This is a genomic window from Bradyrhizobium sp. AZCC 1693, assembly GCF_036924745.1.
In the GTDB taxonomy this organism is placed as follows: Bacteria; Pseudomonadota; Alphaproteobacteria; order Rhizobiales; family Xanthobacteraceae; genus Bradyrhizobium.
In genome coordinates this window covers 786,440-802,032 of sequence record NZ_JAZHSD010000001.1, presented here as the reverse complement: position 1 = coordinate 802,032, position 15,593 = coordinate 786,440, and the positions used below count along the sequence as shown (strand labels likewise).

General features: G+C 64.3%; 13 protein-coding genes. 10 read left to right on the top strand and 3 right to left on the bottom strand.

The window, feature by feature from the left end; all coding sequences use genetic code 11:
• Positions 1-5: 5 nt before the first annotated feature.
• The gene (locus V1293_RS03975) at positions 6-428 is read left to right on the top strand and encodes a hypothetical protein (RefSeq protein ID WP_334506871.1); all 423 of its coding nucleotides are present in this window, start codon (positions 6-8) and stop codon (positions 426-428) included.
• 24 nt (positions 429-452) lie between these two features.
• On the opposite strand, the gene V1293_RS03970 is transcribed toward V1293_RS03975, so the two are convergent.
• The gene (locus V1293_RS03970) at positions 453-4,124 is read right to left on the bottom strand and encodes a YhdP family protein (RefSeq protein ID WP_334506869.1); all 3,672 of its coding nucleotides are present in this window, start codon (positions 4,122-4,124) and stop codon (positions 453-455) included.
• Here V1293_RS03970 and V1293_RS03965 point away from each other — a divergent pair.
• Positions 4,068-5,102 (top strand): redoxin domain-containing protein, encoded by a 1,035-nt coding sequence (locus V1293_RS03965; RefSeq protein WP_442894206.1) that lies wholly within the window; start codon positions 4,068-4,070, stop codon positions 5,100-5,102. The two genes, V1293_RS03970 and V1293_RS03965, sit on opposite strands and share 57 nt — an antisense overlap.
• A gap of 101 nt (positions 5,103-5,203) precedes the next feature.
• The gene (locus V1293_RS03960) at positions 5,204-6,559 is read left to right on the top strand and encodes a M23 family metallopeptidase (RefSeq protein WP_334506868.1); all 1,356 of its coding nucleotides are present in this window, start codon (positions 5,204-5,206) and stop codon (positions 6,557-6,559) included.
• Between the two features lie 80 nt (positions 6,560-6,639).
• Here the strand turns inward: V1293_RS03960 and V1293_RS03955 are convergent, their stop codons facing one another.
• Both V1293_RS03955 and V1293_RS03950 read right to left on the bottom strand, forming a co-directional pair.
• The gene (locus V1293_RS03955) at positions 6,640-7,797 is read right to left on the bottom strand and encodes a DUF5666 domain-containing protein (RefSeq protein ID WP_334506866.1); all 1,158 of its coding nucleotides are present in this window, start codon (positions 7,795-7,797) and stop codon (positions 6,640-6,642) included.
• The gene (locus V1293_RS03950) at positions 7,794-8,666 is read right to left on the bottom strand and encodes a DUF6502 family protein (RefSeq protein ID WP_334506864.1); all 873 of its coding nucleotides are present in this window, start codon (positions 8,664-8,666) and stop codon (positions 7,794-7,796) included. The genes V1293_RS03955 and V1293_RS03950 overlap by 4 nt, the downstream gene beginning before the upstream one ends.
• A 116-nt stretch (positions 8,667-8,782) precedes the next feature.
• Here V1293_RS03950 and V1293_RS03945 point away from each other — a divergent pair, with 116 nt between their 5' ends.
• The 7 genes from V1293_RS03945 (at position 8,783) to V1293_RS03915 (ending at position 15,567) form a co-directional block, all read left to right on the top strand.
• The gene (locus V1293_RS03945) at positions 8,783-8,938 is read left to right on the top strand and encodes a hypothetical protein (protein ID WP_334506863.1); all 156 of its coding nucleotides are present in this window, start codon (positions 8,783-8,785) and stop codon (positions 8,936-8,938) included.
• 28 nt (positions 8,939-8,966) lie between these two features.
• The gene (locus V1293_RS03940; protein WP_334506861.1) at positions 8,967-9,404 is read left to right on the top strand and encodes a hypothetical protein; all 438 of its coding nucleotides are present in this window, start codon (positions 8,967-8,969) and stop codon (positions 9,402-9,404) included.
• Between the two features lie 6 nt (positions 9,405-9,410).
• A complete protein-coding gene (locus tag V1293_RS03935; protein WP_334506859.1) occupies positions 9,411-11,339 on the top strand; it encodes a glycosyltransferase in 1,929 nt (642 codons plus the stop codon).
• A 3-nt stretch (positions 11,340-11,342) separates the two neighbouring features.
• Entirely contained in the window at positions 11,343-12,083 is a 741-nt protein-coding gene (locus V1293_RS03930) for an ABC transporter ATP-binding protein (protein WP_334506858.1), read from the top strand.
• Entirely contained in the window at positions 12,080-13,501 is a 1,422-nt protein-coding gene (locus V1293_RS03925; protein WP_334506856.1) for a glycosyltransferase family 4 protein, read from the top strand. Before V1293_RS03930 ends, V1293_RS03925 begins: the two co-directional genes overlap by 4 nt.
• Positions 13,502-13,548: 47 nt before the next feature.
• Complete coding sequence (locus V1293_RS03920) at positions 13,549-14,880, top strand: O-antigen ligase family protein (protein ID WP_442894205.1); 1,332 nt, start codon at positions 13,549-13,551, stop codon at positions 14,878-14,880.
• A 237-nt stretch (positions 14,881-15,117) separates the two neighbouring features.
• A complete protein-coding gene (locus V1293_RS03915) occupies positions 15,118-15,567 on the top strand; it encodes an SRPBCC family protein (RefSeq protein ID WP_334506854.1) in 450 nt (149 codons plus the stop codon).
• The last annotated feature ends 26 nt before the right edge of the window (positions 15,568-15,593 follow it).

Genomic DNA, 15,593 nt, shown 5'->3' with positions numbered 1-15,593 from the left:
GCGGAATGCAGGCAGCAACGGCCGGATTGTCGGTCGCCACCATCCTTCTATGCCTTGTGGCGCCGGGTTTGGCTCCTTCGATGGCGTCGGGCGACGTATTCGCCGACCGGCCGGCATTTTCCGAAGCGGAGCAGCCTGTGCAGACGCCCGCCGAATGCAGTGATGTCAGGCGGATGGCCGACGGCATTCCTGAACTCAACTACCGGATCGATCTCTCCGTGGTCGGCAGCCTCACGGCGGTACAGACGGACCAGGTGTTGTGGTATCTGGTGCTGTGTTCAGCACCGGATATCCGAATCATGTGCGTGACCTACCAATCCAACGGCATGGCGATTGGCGACAGGGTCATCGTCAAAGGCGGATATCAGCGACGCGACGCCAACCATGTCATGTTGGATCCTTGTCTGGCAAACAGACCGGAGCAGTGATTTTGGCCGAAAGCGGCCTCCAGCCTAGTTATTCGGCGGCAGTTCGATCGGGGTGTTTTGCTTGCCGGTATTGAATTCCATGATCTTTCGCGTCACGCCCGGAAACATGGCCGAGATCGGATTGACGCGCAGCACGGGCTGGCCGGGGGTGCCGACCACTTCATAGGTTACGCCGAACAGGCCTTCATTGTTGCCATTGCCGAGGACCAGGCCAAGCACCGGAATCCTGCCGAACATGTTGTTCAGCCCGTACATCGGAATGAAGGTGCCGCTCATCCGAACCTGATTGGCGACGGTATCGATGCTGCCTTCGATGGTCGCACCGATCATCGGCCCACTCACGACGCCGTCGCGGATCGTGAGCTGTCCGCTCTGCCGGGTGAACTCGGCTCGCAGTGCCGAAAAGGATACGCCGCTCTGAGTGCCGGTAGACCCCCCTGCGGCCACGCGGTCGAGCGAAGCCTCGCCTTTGATGGAGAAGTTGCGGACGTTGATCAGGCCTTCCTTGGCGCTGGGTTCGACGGTCGGAGGCTCCAACGCGAGTTCGAGCTGGCCGCCAATGATCTTGGAGTACATGTCGGTGAAGCGGAAGAAGGCACCCGCATCGCCGGTCTGCAGCACAATGATGTCGCGGCCCTGCCCCTGTCCGCGGCCGCGCAAATCGGCCATCACCGGCGTATCTTTCCCGACCTTGCCGGAGAGCGTGAAGTTTTTCACGATGCCGTTGCGGCGGGAGAACTTGATATCGACGCTGCGCAACGGCTCGCCGTTGAAGCCCGCCACCGCGCCGAGCTTGACGTCGATGTCGAGGTCAATGTTCCTGGACTTGCTCTTGGGATCGGCTTCCTTGCCCGAGATCGCCGACTTGAGGAATCCGCGGCCGTCGAACACGTCGCCGCGCATCATGACCTTCACGACGCCGTCGGCGCCGCGCTCGGCTTTCAGCGAGGTCTTGTCGCCGTCCGACGGCGCGTAGGTCGGGAAGTTCGCGTTCAACAAATCGCCGTTCTGGTCGACTTCCAGCGATCCCTTGATCGAAACGCCGCCGCCTTCGACCACGATGTCCTGGAACAGCGTCGATTGCTCCTTTTTCACGACGTTGAACGTCGCCTTGCCCGACTTGCCGGGCACCTTGACCCAGCCCGGCAGGATGTTGTCGAGGCGCAGCGAGGTCAAGTCAGCCTCGATGCCGACGCGGCTGTCGTTCTCGCCGATCTTGCCGATCACCTTGATCGGAATGGAGCCGCTGACGGCGGGTCCGAGATCGATCCCGAGGCGTGCGCGGCTGGCGTCATCGAGCGTTGCCTGCAGCCTGATATCGGCGTCGCCCTCGTTCTGCTTGCGATAGTCGAGCGAGGCCGGCTGACCGTTGATCTTGACGTCGCCCTTGACCTGGTAGCCGGCGTTGTTGGCGAGCACCTTGAGCGTATTGGATTCCAGTTTCTGGTTCATCACCAGCTTGTCGGCAGCAAACCCGGCCAGATCGGCCATGACGGTGTAGGTGGTGTCGGCCTTGGTCATCGAGCCTTTGACCGGCATGGCGAGCGTGATGTTCGCGGCAACCATTCCCTTGCTGGCGTTCGGATCGATCAACGTCCCGGAGAGATCGCTGATGCGATCGGAAGCCAGAATCTCAGCCGCTGCCGGCACCGGGCAATCCACCCTGAACTTGACCCGCGATGGCGACGGCTTCGGCGCCATGTCCGGCACCTCGAACGTGAAATCGGAAATATTGATCTTGCGACCGGCGGGCGTGTCGGCAATTCCTTGCCCGATCGTCACCGTTGCGGTTCGCCCGGTAACCCGTGCTTTCAAATCCGCATCGCGGACCGCGGGCATGTCGTCGACCGGACGCGCCGTGACTCCCGAGGCGGCAATGTTGACGGCGAGACCATCATCCGGAATCGGCGGCCCCTTGCGCGACAGATTGCGCACCGGCGAATTGACGCCGACTTCGATGCGCTGGAGCGTACCCTTCTCGATCCGCTCGATCACCCATTCGCGCACTTCGGGCACGATCAGGATCGGCCACATCCGTTTCAGCGCGGATGCCGACATCGGCGTGCCCGCGAAACCAAGCTGGAGACGCGCCTCGTTCGCATAGTCGATGCTGCCGGTGCCGGCGATGCCGATCTCGCCATTGCTGATATCGGCCTGGGTGAGCAGCACGCGCTTCCGGTCGGTGTCGAACTTCATCCCGATCGCGATGCGGTTGAAGATCAGCGGCGGTTCATTGTCGGTGCCGGCCAGCAGGATCGTGCCACCGCTAAAGCCGGCCTGCCATTCGGTGGTGGCGCCGTTCGGCGGTTCGAGATGGGCGAGCAGCGTGATTCGGTTCGCGCCGGAAACGACCTTGAAGGGCGCGACCAGCACACGCCGTCCGGAATCCCATTCGACGCTCATCTCTGCCGAATCGATCGGCATCGGATAGTCGGGCGTATCGGTGTCAATGAGGTTGCCGACGCCGGCTGTGACCTTGCCGCGGAAATAGGTCGGCAGGCCGTCGCGGCCCAATTCACCTTTCAGCTCGCCGGAAAGCGGCAGGTCGGCGCTGTAGGTGAGATCCTTGACCCGCATCGCCAGCAGGATGTTGGCGGCCGGCACTTTGTCGGCGCGAAGATCGACCGACCGCACGCCGTTCTGCGGCGGCCCGACCACGACCTTGAGCGACCATGGACGCGCGCCCTCCTCGCCAAGGCTGACCGCGACCCCGCCGCCGCTCGGCCGGCGCATGCTGAGGCTGATATTCTCGAACGTCCATTTGTTGCCGCGCTGCTGGTCGTCGACGACGAGATTGCCGTTCTTGAGGCCGATCTCGTTCAGGTTCTGCCCGTCGAGGCCGGTCAGGCTGAGGCTATCGAGCCAGTCGAGGCCAGCCAGCAGTCCGTTCTGTGTCGTGTCGGGCGCCGTCGCCGTCGCGCCCTGGGCGGGCGCTGGACGGGGGAATGTCGGCGCCATGCCGGCATCGCGCTTGGAGGCAACGCCGGTCGCCAGCGGTTTGGCGGTGTCGCCGGCCGATACCGTCACCTGGCCGTCCGGCGTGATTCGCACCGCGAGTTCGGCATCGACGAGGTTGAGGCTTTCGGCACGCAGCCGTCCCATCAGCAGCGCCGTGCCTGACAGTTTCACCTCGGCCTTCGGCGCGGTGGCGACGATGACCTGATCACGGTCGCGGACCACGATGTCGCGGATTCGCACCGCGATTCGAATCCGTCCGGCCCGCTCGATCTGCGTACCGCCGACCTCGACCGTATTGCCATGGCCGATATTGTCTTCAATCGCGGCCGCCAGCCAGGGCGTTGCCACGTCGAGATTGATGGGCCCGGCGCCGAGCCGCCACCACAGACCGCCGAAACAACCGCTGAAGATTGCCGCCAGCACGGCGATCACGATCGCCAGGCGCTTGACCCAGCGTTCGCCGGTCAGCCAGAGCTGCAGCGCTGCAAATTTGTCGCCCAGCCGGTGAAAACCGGAACTGGGGCGGGAGAGCAGCCGCTTGGCCCGATGGCGCGCCGCCTCGTCCGGCTCTTGATCCCAGCCGCCCGCATCATCCCACTGAGAGATGTGGGCCTCGGCACGCGGTTTCGACCCCTTGGGCGAAGTATTCCTAGCCATTGCCTCTCGGTGCCGGCGCTGAGGTTGACCGCCGTCAGGGGCGCGCTCTTCAATCGTTATCGAGCGTTCCCGTGCCGGCATCGCTGCCAATCCTCGATTAATACTGTTACTCGTGGTCGGGCCCAAGGATTGATTGGGCGGTCCCATCGACGAGCGGACGGGGGTAGCGTCGAATTCGTTGTAACCATACTCCCGGGTCATCAAACTTGCCCGGCGGCCGGAGCGAATCCGACGGTCAAGGGCGAGACCCGCAATACCCTAATGGTTGATCCGCGGAAAGCGACGAAAGGAAGGCGTATGTCCAAGAAAACGCGCAAGAAATCCTCCAAGCCAGCCCCCAAAAGCCGCAAGACGCCCGCCCGAAAACCAACCGCGGCCAAGACCCCCAGCAAAGCCGCCCCCCGCAGCGGGATGACATCGGCCAAAAAGCCGGCCGCAAAGGTAGCCGGCAAGGCAGTCAAAACCGCCACCAAGGCGACCGTCGCAAAACCGGAGAAGACGGCCAAAACCACGTCAGCAAAAGCGTCGCACAAGCCGACATCGAAACAGTTAATAAAATCCAATCTGTCGGCTCCGACCAAACCGGTTGCGGGAACCGAACTGGTCGCGGGCGCGACGGCCCCCGGCTTCAGTCTGCCGCGCGACGGCGGCGGCAGCGTGTCGCTGGCCGACTATGCGGGCAAGAAACTGGTGCTGTTCTTCTATCCCCGCGCCGACACCCCCGGCTGCACCCGGGAAGCGATCGACTTCACGCGGCTCAACGATGCGTTTGCCGATGAGGGAGCCGCGGTCCTGGGCATCTCTGCAGACACCGTAAAAGCTCAGGAATCCTTCCGCACCAAGCACCAGCTTTCGGTTCCTCTGATCTCGGATGAGCAACATGAGATGCTGGAGGCCTATGGCGCCTGGGGCGAAAAATCGATGTACGGCAGGAGCTTCATGGGAATCATTCGAACGACGGTTCTGATCGGCGCCGATGGGCGGATCGCCAAAATCTGGCGCAACGTTCGGGTCGACGGCCATGCCGACGAGGTGCTGGCCGCCGTTCGCGCCATATGATTTGGGAGGTTCCATTTCCCAAAAATTAACCATGAAAGGGTCAAATCGGCCTCGCAAATTGAGCCGTACGGAACTCATCTCCGACCGGCGCGGGAGTGCCGATGTCGTACCGTTCCGGTCACCATTATTCCGATCACCACCATCCCCACGATCATGGCCGGACGCCGCCCCGCCGGCCCGCCTCCTATGTGGCAAAGGCCGCTGCGATAGACGGTGACGGCTACACCATCGTTCATGCCGGCAAGCAAGTCCGGCTCGGCCCTGTCGTATTCTGGATCGTTGTCGGCACGATCGTGTTGCTCGGCATGTGGTCTGCGGCGACTGCCACCTATTTCGCGTTTCGCGACGACGTCCTGACCCGGCTGATCGCCCGTCAGGCCGAAATGCAATACGCCTATGAAGACCGCATCGCGGAGCTGCGCGCCAAGGTCGACCGCACCACGAGCCGCCAGTTGCTCGATCAGGAACAGTTCGACCAGAAGCTCGACCAGATCATGCGCCGCCAGACCGCGCTCGAATCGCGCGCCACGGCCCTCGGCTCGATCCCGGATACCGCGGCCACCGGTTCGATCAGGCCTCCGGCCCGCGGCGCGGCCGTGGAGACGCCGGCTTCCGGTAGCCTGAAACCCTCTCCGATCAGCGATACCGTGATCTTCGTGGCGCCGCCGGATCGCGAAGCGCGGCTGGAATCGCGCGCGCCCGTCGTCGTCAAGCCGCAGCCCAATCAGTTCGCCAAGGTTCAGGGCGTCGACAACGTGCTGGTTCGCCTGCAGAGCTCGCTCGATTCCGTCGAGCGGCGGCAGATGGCGGCCTTGAGCTCGGTCGAGGACGGCATGGAATCGCGCCTGCGCCGGATGCGCGGCGTGTTCACCGATCTTGGCCTCGACATGGCGCAGCTCGAAGCCGCGACGCCGCGCTCGGCCATCGGCGGCCCGTTCGTGCCGGTGAAGCTTTCGGCCGACGCCGGCGCGTTCGAGCGCCAGCTCTACCGGATCAACATCACCCGTTCGCAGATGCAGCGTCTCAACGCGACGCTGGCGCTGGTGCCCTACCGCAAGCCTGTTGTCGGCGAGGTCGAATTCACCTCGGGCTTCGGTGTCCGCAGCGATCCCTTCCTCGGCCGCCCCGCCATGCACACCGGCCTGGATTTCCGCGCCGCCACCGGCGATCCCGTCCGCGCCACCGCGAATGGCAAGGTGCTGTCCTCGGGATGGATGGGCGGCTATGGCCGCATGGTGGAGATCGACCACGGCAACGGGTTGTCGACCCGCTACGGCCATCTCTCGGAAATTCACGTCAAGGTCGGCGACGTCATCAAGATCGGACAGGTGATTGGCGCGGTCGGCTCGACCGGCCGCTCCACCGGCCCGCATCTGCATTATGAAACGCGGATCGACGGCGATGCCGTCGACCCGCAGAAGTTTTTGCGCGCCGGCGTCAGGCTCAGCTCGGGCTAGGAGCCCACCCCTAAAACCTGAAGAAAGACACACGGCGCGCCTCCCGCGCGGCCGCGGCCACGCGATGCGGAGACCGGCCGTCAGCGGCGCCCGCCTCCACCGAAGCCGCCACCCGGCCCACCGCCGAAGCCACCGGGACCGCCTGGACCACCGCCCGGAGGTCCAAAACCACCGCCGGGTCCACCAGGACCGCCGCCGGGAGGATCGCTAGAACCGGGGCCGCGCCCGCCGGGCGCATCAGGACGATTGCCGCCGGGGACATTGTGTCCGCCACCGCCGTGCCCCGGCGTTCCGCCGGGCGCACGATCCGGCGCGCGCGGGCCCTGCATCGAGGATCCCGGGAAGTGGCTCACCGACTGGACCGATTCAACGCGCATGCCCTGCAAGCCGTCGCGGACGGCATTCACCACCACGCGCGTATCCTGTCCCGGCTCGAAGCGCGACGAGTCGCGCGCCACATAACCCGAACCGAGCTGCAGATTGGCGCCGACGCGCCGCACATAGGCTTCGATCGACAGGCGCGTGGCGCCGGATAAATCCGAGAGGTCGTCGGCTCGTGCGCGCGAGATCTGCAGCTTGCCGCCCGGTGCGACGCGTCCCTCGGCCTGAACGCGTTGACCGACGAGCGCAGCATCGACGCCATCGAGCCGCAGGCCGCCGATCCGCAGGCCGTCACGATCCCGTTCGAGCGGCCCTGTCACCCGCGCCGTCGCATTGCGACGCTGCTCGACCAGGCTTGCGACGATCACGCCGTCGGTGCGCCGCAGTCCCGAGACCGCCACCTGCGTGCCGACGCGCCAGTTTTCACGGCCGGTCCACGCGACCTTCTGGCCGAGGACGGTCATCTCGCCGCCCTTGACGCCTTCGATCGGCCCCACGACCTCGCTGACCGCGTCGATGCGGTTGGTGGTCAGCGTGCCGTTGGCCTGGCGCTGCGCCACCACGCGCGCGACATGCCCGATCCGCAGCGCCTTCACCGACGCAGCCTCGCCGTCGATACGCACCGGCACGTCAGACGCGTAGCCGATGCGTTCGCCGTTGACGAAGATGCTGCCGAAGCGCTGGATGACGCCGACGATGCCGGTGCCGCCGATGCCGTGATCATCGCCGCGCGAAATCCCGGTTCCGCCGATGCCTTGATCGTTGCCGCGCCTGACCTGCGCCCACAACGAGGAGGTCCCGGCGAGCCAAAATCCCGCCAGCAGCAAGCGACGCGAGATGATCGGAGGCTTTGTCATGACAGGCCGCCTTCGCTGCCGTCATCGGAGGGGCCGTCGAGGTCTTCGTGAAAGACGTAGACGCCGAAATTCCACCGGCTGTTGCCGCCCTTGTCCTTGGCGAGCGCGCGGTTGGCTTCGCGGTTCGCGACCTTCAATGCCTCCATCGCAAGCTCGCGCGAACGCGCCTCCAGCCGCTTCGCCAGTTTCGGCGACAAACCGTCGTAGTGCACCGCGCGCTCCAGGAAGCGCGGCGCCGGACCGGAAACGTTCTCCGCGGCGGCTGCGACATGATCATGCAGGTTTCGGCCGAGATAGTGCCATTTGCGATCGTCGTCGCCGCGCGGGACGAAGCCGGTGTCGATCAGCACGATCTCGTCATCGTCATTGATGACGACGAGCTTGCGGTCCAGCCATTCGTCGAGCACCGCGCGCGGGCGCACGTCTTTGGTGATCGACTCGACCAGTTGCTCGAACGATGGCGCATCGTCGTCGGCCGTGCGCGGCAGCGGCAGCGGCTCGCCTTTCGCATCGGTGAATTCCGGCGCGGCGAGCCAGCGCGCGATGATCGCGCTGGTGCGTGACAGCGTGGCCGGCGCCTCATGGACCGGCGCGCCGGCGCCGCGCAGCCGCGCCACCTCCTTGCGGTGGATGCCGGTGAGCAGGCTGACGCGGCTGTCGGTCTGCTCTTTGCCCTCCAGCGCGAAGTCGTGCTCGGCGACGTTGACAAAGAGTTCGCGCAACAACTGCGCCAGTGCCGGAAATGTCATGCCGCTGCGTATGCAAAGCCGGACCAGCGGACGCAACAGCCGCGCCAGCGGCGCATGCAGCTTCGCCGCGGCGTTCGGCTGGTGCGAGGCCGGCTTCGGATCCCGGGACTTGGCGTTCATGGTGAAATCGTACCGGCTTTCGGCGTGGGATACAATCCCACTTTTTTGTCGATTAGGATTGACGTGTGAATTTTTCCCACATATTAGGGAAACATCAACCACGGGGAAATCGACGCATGTCTCGCCTCTCGGTCCGAGTTTCCGCTGCTTCCACCAGAAATGCCTTGGACGGGCGCGCAGCCATCGCACCAATGCTGCCGGCGCTGCTGCGCGCCGTGGTCTTCCTCGCCGGACTGGCGGCGCCGTTCGTCGTCGCACTGCTCGCCCGCTGACGATTGGTATAATTCCATGCGCTTCGACTTGTGGCTGGCGGATGCGTGCAGGACGGCGGACGTCCCCTATGACGACTTCATCCTGACGATCGCTACCGGCGGTTATCCCTGCCTGCCGGGCGCTGTCCCCGGCTCTCCCCGCACCTTCGACGAAACCGATCTGCTCACGCTCTACGTTTACGGCCGGCTGCTTGCCTTCGGTTTAGACGTCTTGCGCGCCGGCGAATATGCCGGCCGCGTGCATGGCGCGCTGAGAGCGAACGCGGACGCGACATCCATCGCCATCGTCCTGACGCCGCACGAAGGCAAGCGGGTGGTGGTCGAGCGCAAGACACGTGCGCCCTCATACCCAACGCGGCCCGAAAAGATCGAGTTCAACATCCCCGCGATTCGAAAATTCCTGAACAGGCGGGTCGAACGCCACTGCGAAGAGCAAACCTGCGAAGCGCAAACTCGGAACTCATAGCAGTCCATGATCCCCGCAAACCAGTCCGCCCGGCGTCCGTCGGTGCTTCACATCTTCAAGGTCTACTACCCCGATTTGTTCGGCGGGACGCTTTCAGTGATCCGCGACGTCTGCGCGGGCCTGAAGGATATCTTCTCGGCTGGTGTCCTGGTCTGTTCCAGCGGCGGCGGGAGCAGCCAGATCGTCGTCAACGACGTCGCGGTGGAACGGGTGCGCTCGTTCGGAGATGTGCTGTCGCTGCCGGCAGCGCCGACCTATCCGTTGCGATTGTGGCGCCGGATCGCCGAGCACGATCTGCTCGCGCTGCATGCGCCCTTCCCGCTCGCCGACCTCGTGTTCGCATTCGGACTTGGCCGCAACCGGCCGCTGGTCGTCCACTGGCATGCGGACATCGTTTCACACGCCGCGTTGCGGCCCTTCGTGGAGCCTTTGATGCGGCGAACGCTGCGGCGGGCGGATGCGATCATCGTGTCCGACACAGCCCTCGTCGAGAATACGCCCCTGCTCCGCGAGTTCGCAGGCAAATGCCACACCGTTCCATTCGGCGTGGATGTCGCGAAATATCACCGGGCGACGCCATGGCACGACCGCGTCAACACGCGCGGACGGCTGGTCCTCGCCTGCGGCCGTCTCGTCCCCTACAAGGGCTTTGATGTGCTGGTCCGCGCCGCCGTTGGCCAGTCGTTTGAGGTCTGGATCGTCGGTGAAGGCCGCGAACGGGAACGGCTCGAGCAACTGATCGAGAGCCTCGGCGTTCAGGATCGCGTTCGCCTGCTCGGCTCCGTTCCGGAGAGCGAACGCGTCAAGCTGATGTCGATCGCCGATGTGTTCGTGATGCCGTCGGTAACCAGCGCGGAGACGTTCGGCCTGGTTCAGCTCGAGGCGATGGCGGCGGGCCGTCCCATCGTCAACACCGCGCTCGATACCGGCGTTCCGCACGTGGCGCGCGACGGGATCGAGGCCATCACCGTGCCGCCGGGCGACGCCCGAAAGCTCGGCGACGCCATCAACACGCTGATCGCCGATCCCGAACGGCGTCAGCGGATGGGCCTGGCTGCGCGCCAACGCGCCATCACGAAATATTCCACCACAGCCTTCAAGGAGGGAGTTGAGACGGTGTATCGCCAGGTCATCGCCGCAAAGGTCGCACGCGTACCAGCCCCCGCGCCGCGACCCGAGGCGACCGATCTCCTTAGCGCGATACGGATTGCGGCGGCGCTTGCCTGGTCCGACATGCGTCACCGCTACGTCCGCTCCCTCCTTGGACCCTTCTGGATGTCGTTCCAGATGGCCATCATGGTCGCCGTACTGGGGTCGGTGATCGGCCATCTCTCCAACGACAGCGCGGTCGCGCGCCTGCCCATGCTCGCGCTCAGCCTCACGGCATGGACCTTCCTCAACGGCGTCGTGCTCGACGCCACCACGGCGCTGCAGAACTCGGCCAGCCTGATCAAGGATCGCGCGCTGCCGCCGCTGATCTTTCTGTTGCAGTGTACGTTCCGGCAGGCGCTGTTCGCGCTCCACAATGCCTGTGTGCCGCTGGTGCTCTGGCTGGCGCTGACGCCGTCTGATCCAAGCGGCGCGCTGGCTGCGGTACCCGGCCTGGCGCTCTTCGTCCTCTGCACTATTGGCCTCAGTCTCGTTCTCGGCGCACTGGCGACGCGCTTCCGCGACATCAAGCCGATCGTCGAATCGTCGCTGACGCTGGCGTTCCTGTCTTCGCCGATCATCTGGACCCCGGAGATGATCAACCGCGGCTCGACGGTGCTGCGCCTCAATCCCCTGACGCATCTGTTCGCGATCTGGCGTGAGCCGCTGGCCACCGGTCACGTCGCGATCGGAAGCGTCATCTATGCGCTGACGTGCCTGGCAATCCTCGCGGTGGCGAGCGCGGTGGCCGTTAGCCATCTGCGCAAGGCCGCATTCTGGATCTGACGCATGGCAAGAATCAGCCTTCGCAACGTCTGCCTCGACTATCCGCTCTATGGCGCATACGATTTCTCGCTCAAGCGCCGGCTGATCGGGCGTCTGATCCGCGAGCCCGGCGAGATGCGGATGATCCGCGCGATCGACGACGTCTCGATGGAAGCCGCCGCCGGCGCGCGCATCGGCCTTGCCGGGCCCAACGGTTCCGGCAAATCGACGCTGCTGCGGCTGATTGCCGGCGTGTTTCCGGCCACCCGTGGCAACGTCGCGATATCGGGCAATATCGTGCCGCTTCTCGGCCTCAACGCCGGCGCCAATCTCGATTTCGTCGCCGCTGACAATATCAGCCTGCTGCTGCGGATCAGTGGCCAAAAGCCGACGCAAGCGATCATCGACGAGATATGGGCATTCACCGAGCTCGAACCGCGTATGCAACGCCTGCCGTTGCGCATGTTCTCCTCAGGCATGCTGATGCGCGTGCTGTTTGCCACCGCGACCGCCTTCCCCGCCGACATCCTGCTGCTCGACGAATGGTTGAGCGTGGTCGACGAGAATTTTTCGGCAAAGGCGGAAAAGCGCCTGCTCAAGCTGGTCGAGAGCGCTGCGATCGTGATCATCGCCTCCCATGACCAGCCGCTGTTGCGCCGCACCTGCAACACCATCATCAACCTCGACCACGGCCGCATCGCCAGCACGATCCATGTCGACGCACCGGCCGCACATCAACTCAGCCTGCGAGAGAAGCGCGCATGAAGAAGATCCTTGTCGTCAGTGAAGCGCTCGGCGAGCCGAACCACAAACGCGGCATCTTTCACTTCACGCGTGAGCTGATCCGCTCGCTTGCAGCCGAAGGCCACAACCTCACGCTCGTGGTGGAGACCTCGCGGCGCTATCGCAAAATGCGCCGCCGTCAGCAGCAGACGCCGCTGCTGCCTCGCGATTCACGTCTGATCGAGCTGCTCGCGCTTTACCGTTTCCTCGACGAATCCGACATGAATGCGCCAAGCGCGCGTGGCGCATTGCGCAGGACCGCCGACTGGATCGGTCACAAGCTCCGCGCCGCCGCCTCATGGGAAGTGTTGGTCTCGTTCCTGCGCGCCATGGGTCTGCTGCCGATGCGGATCAAACTGATCGAAAACAGGACAGCTGATCTGGAATATGTCCCGACTGACCTGCGTCATCTCGAATTGTTCCGCAACTTCATGCTGGAGCCCGGATTTTACTGCTATCAGGATGCCTCTGCCCTGACCCGGCTGCCGCCGCCCCGGGTCGACGCCCGCGGCTACGACGTCGTTCTGATCGATACGCCGACCCGGGCCGCGATCCAGCGCGGCCCCGACACCAAGGTCATCTGCGTGGTGCATGACCTGCTGCCGATTACCGATCTGAAGCTGAGCGATGTCGCGACGCGCCTGTTCCTGTCGCGACTCTTCACCAGCCTGCAGCAGGCCGACGAACTGGCCTTCGTATCGAACTACAGCATGAACCGCTTCCGCGCCCTGCTTCCGCAGTTCGCGCATCTGCCGGCGCGGGTGGTCTACCCGCGCACCCGCTTCGACCTGCCGGAGGTGCAGCACGGAGCTGTGCCGACGGCGCGCTCCGCCCAGCCCGGATTTGTCGTCATCGTCTCGAACGAACCGCGCAAGAACCTCACCGCGGTCATCCGCGCCTTCCGCCGTCTGCCGCAGGCCGATCTCATCGTGATCGGACAAGCCGGCGCCATCGGCCAGATGCGCAACCTGCCGCCGAACGTCCACTTCACCGGCTATGTCGAAGAACATGAAAAGATCGCGCTGATCGCCGGCGCCGACGGCCTGATCATGCCGAGTTTCGCCGAAGGCTTTGGCGTTCCGATCATCGAGGCATTTGCCGCCAATACACCGGTGCTCTGCTCTGACATCGCGGTATTCCACGAGGTAGCCGGAGAACTCGCCGATTATTTCGACCCGTTCTCGACCGAGTCGATCTGCGCTTCGGTGACACGGGTGTTGTCGCGGCAGGAGGAATGGCGCGAGAAGATCCGAGGACAGCGCGCAGAGCTCGCCACGCGTTTCGGCCACGAAACCCAGGCACGCGACCTTCTTGCCCATGGCAAGTCCACCGACCGCCTTGTCCAGGTTCCGGTTGCCGCAGCACCGGCCTTTGACGGCCTCGCCGCGCACGGCACCTAAGCGCGCCGGGATATCAGGGATATCAGGGATATCCGGGATAACAGCATATGACGGTCGAATCCGGCGCAATGCACGCACCCACGAGACTTTCACCGAGACTTTCGCATTGGCTTGATCGGTTCCACAGTTGGCGCCGCTCGGCGACCTGGCTGCTGGCCGTTGACGGCCTTGCCGTGATGATGGCGGCCTCGCTGCCATGGTCGACCTCGGCGACCTCCATCCTGGTCGGGCTTTGGGTGATCGTTGTCGCTCCCATCATCGATTGGGAGGCGTTCGGGCGCGATCTGGGCCATCCGGCCTGCGTCTTGCCGCTCCTGTTGCTGGCGCTTGCCGTCCTTGGCACCCTGTGGGTGGACGGCCCCTGGGCGGTGCGGCTGCACGGGATCAAGCCGGTGGCGAAGCTGCTGCTGATCCCGTTCCTTCTCTACCACTTCCAGCAAACCCAACGCGGCGCCTGGGTTTTGATCGCCTTCCTCGCTTCGTGCACGCTGTTGATGTTCCTGTCCTGGATCGTGCTGTTCGTCCCCGGCCTGAAGCTCGCGCACACCGTCTCCGCCGGCGTCCCTGTCAAGAACTATATCGACCAGAGCCAGGAATTCGCGCTCTGCGCGTTCGCGCTGGCCCTGCCGGCGCTGATCGCGTGGCGCTGGGGAAAATGGAAGCTGGCCGCCGGCTATCTCGCATTGGCGTTGGCCTTCATCGCCAACATGCTGTTCGTGGCGCTGGCCCGGACCGCGCTGATCTACATGGCGATTCTGCTGGTATTGTTTGCCTCGCGTTATCTCGGCCGGCGTCCGATGCTCGCACTGCTCGCAGGCGCGATCGTCGCCGGTTCGCTGATCTGGACGCACTCCCCCTATCTGCGCCAGCGCATCGGCGACATCGGCGTCGAATATCAGGCGCGCGACATCAGCGGAATCGCATCGACGGCGCAACGGCTGACCTACTGGCGCAAGTCGATCAAGTTCGTTGCCGAGGCCCCATTGCTCGGCCACGGCACCGGCTCGATCAAGGCGCAATTCGAGCGCGATGCGGTAGGCCAAACCGGGCTGGAGGCCGAGATGGTCAGCAACCCGCACAACCAGACGCTTGCCGTCGCGGTGCAGTGGGGGCTGCTCGGCGTCATGCTGCTCTACGCCATGTGGCTCAACCATCTCCTGCTGTTCACCGGACGGACGCTCGCGGCGTGGATCGGGCTCGTCGTCGTCGTTCAAAACGTCATCAGCTCACTCCTGAATTCGCATCTGTTCGATTTCCACGAAGGCTGGCTGTACGTGCTTGGCGTGGGCATCGCTGGCGGCATGTCGCTGCATGCATCCCGGCGGCGCCGGGCGACGGCGATGCCGCTGCCCACGGGAGTGAGACTGAGCTCAGGCTAGCATCGGGCCGTCAGAACTGGCGCGCTCGCATGTCGATCGCGCGCGTGGAATACTTCCCCTGTTCTACCCTCGCAATTCTACCGTCACCTAAAACGGAACCGGCGCGCCCCGCGTCAGTGAAATTTTTTTTGGCCCCATGTCGGCTCGCAGGGAGGCCAGGCGTCCTTGTGGCAGAGACGGAGCTAACCCAACCAAATCCTGCGATATACTCCGCTCAGTAATGGAGAAAATAACGTCATGTCCCAAGGCAATACCGTTCGTTTGCATCGCGTCCTCGCCACCAAGCCGGAAAAGGTTTTTCGCGCCTTCCTTGATGCGGAAGCCATGGCCAAGTGGCTGCCGCCCTATGGATTCACCTGCAAGGTCCACCATTTGGAAGCGAAGGTTGGCGGCACATTCAGGATGTCGTTCACGAATTTCACCACGAATACGGGCCATTCGTTCGGCGGAGAATATCTGGAGATCGTGCCCAACGAGCGTATCCGCTATACTGATCGTTTCGACGATCCCAATTTGCCTGGCGTCATTGAGGTCACCGTGATCCTGAAGGCGGTTTCGGTCGGAACCGAAATCAACATCGAACAGACAAACTTGCCGACGGTGATTCCGGTCGAAGCATGTTATCTCGGCTGGCAACAGTCGCTCGCCCAGCTCGCATCACTCGTGGAGCCGGATATTCCGGGATAGTGACCGTCGAGGAAGGGCACCACGCT

What these genes read in the sequence shown, in the direction of transcription:
- V1293_RS03975 (WP_334506871.1), top strand. Translation starts at nt 6, where the DNA reads ATGCAGGCAGCAACGGCCGGATTGTCGGTCGCCACCATCCTTCTATGC.
- V1293_RS03970 (WP_334506869.1), bottom strand. Translation starts at nt 4,124, where the DNA reads ATGCCGGCACGGGAACGCTCGATAACGATTGAAGAGCGCGCCCCTGAC.
- V1293_RS03960 (WP_334506868.1), top strand. Translation starts at nt 5,204, where the DNA reads ATGTCGTACCGTTCCGGTCACCATTATTCCGATCACCACCATCCCCAC.
- V1293_RS03955 (WP_334506866.1), bottom strand. Translation starts at nt 7,797, where the DNA reads ATGACAAAGCCTCCGATCATCTCGCGTCGCTTGCTGCTGGCGGGATTT.
- V1293_RS03950 (WP_334506864.1), bottom strand. Translation starts at nt 8,666, where the DNA reads ATGAACGCCAAGTCCCGGGATCCGAAGCCGGCCTCGCACCAGCCGAAC.
- V1293_RS03945 (WP_334506863.1), top strand. Translation starts at nt 8,783, where the DNA reads ATGTCTCGCCTCTCGGTCCGAGTTTCCGCTGCTTCCACCAGAAATGCC.
- V1293_RS03935 (WP_334506859.1), top strand. Translation starts at nt 9,411, where the DNA reads ATGATCCCCGCAAACCAGTCCGCCCGGCGTCCGTCGGTGCTTCACATC.
- V1293_RS03930 (WP_334506858.1), top strand. Translation starts at nt 11,343, where the DNA reads ATGGCAAGAATCAGCCTTCGCAACGTCTGCCTCGACTATCCGCTCTAT.
- V1293_RS03925 (WP_334506856.1), top strand. Translation starts at nt 12,080, where the DNA reads ATGAAGAAGATCCTTGTCGTCAGTGAAGCGCTCGGCGAGCCGAACCAC.
- V1293_RS03920 (WP_442894205.1), top strand. Translation starts at nt 13,549, where the DNA reads ATGACGGTCGAATCCGGCGCAATGCACGCACCCACGAGACTTTCACCG.
- V1293_RS03915 (WP_334506854.1), top strand. Translation starts at nt 15,118, where the DNA reads ATGTCCCAAGGCAATACCGTTCGTTTGCATCGCGTCCTCGCCACCAAG.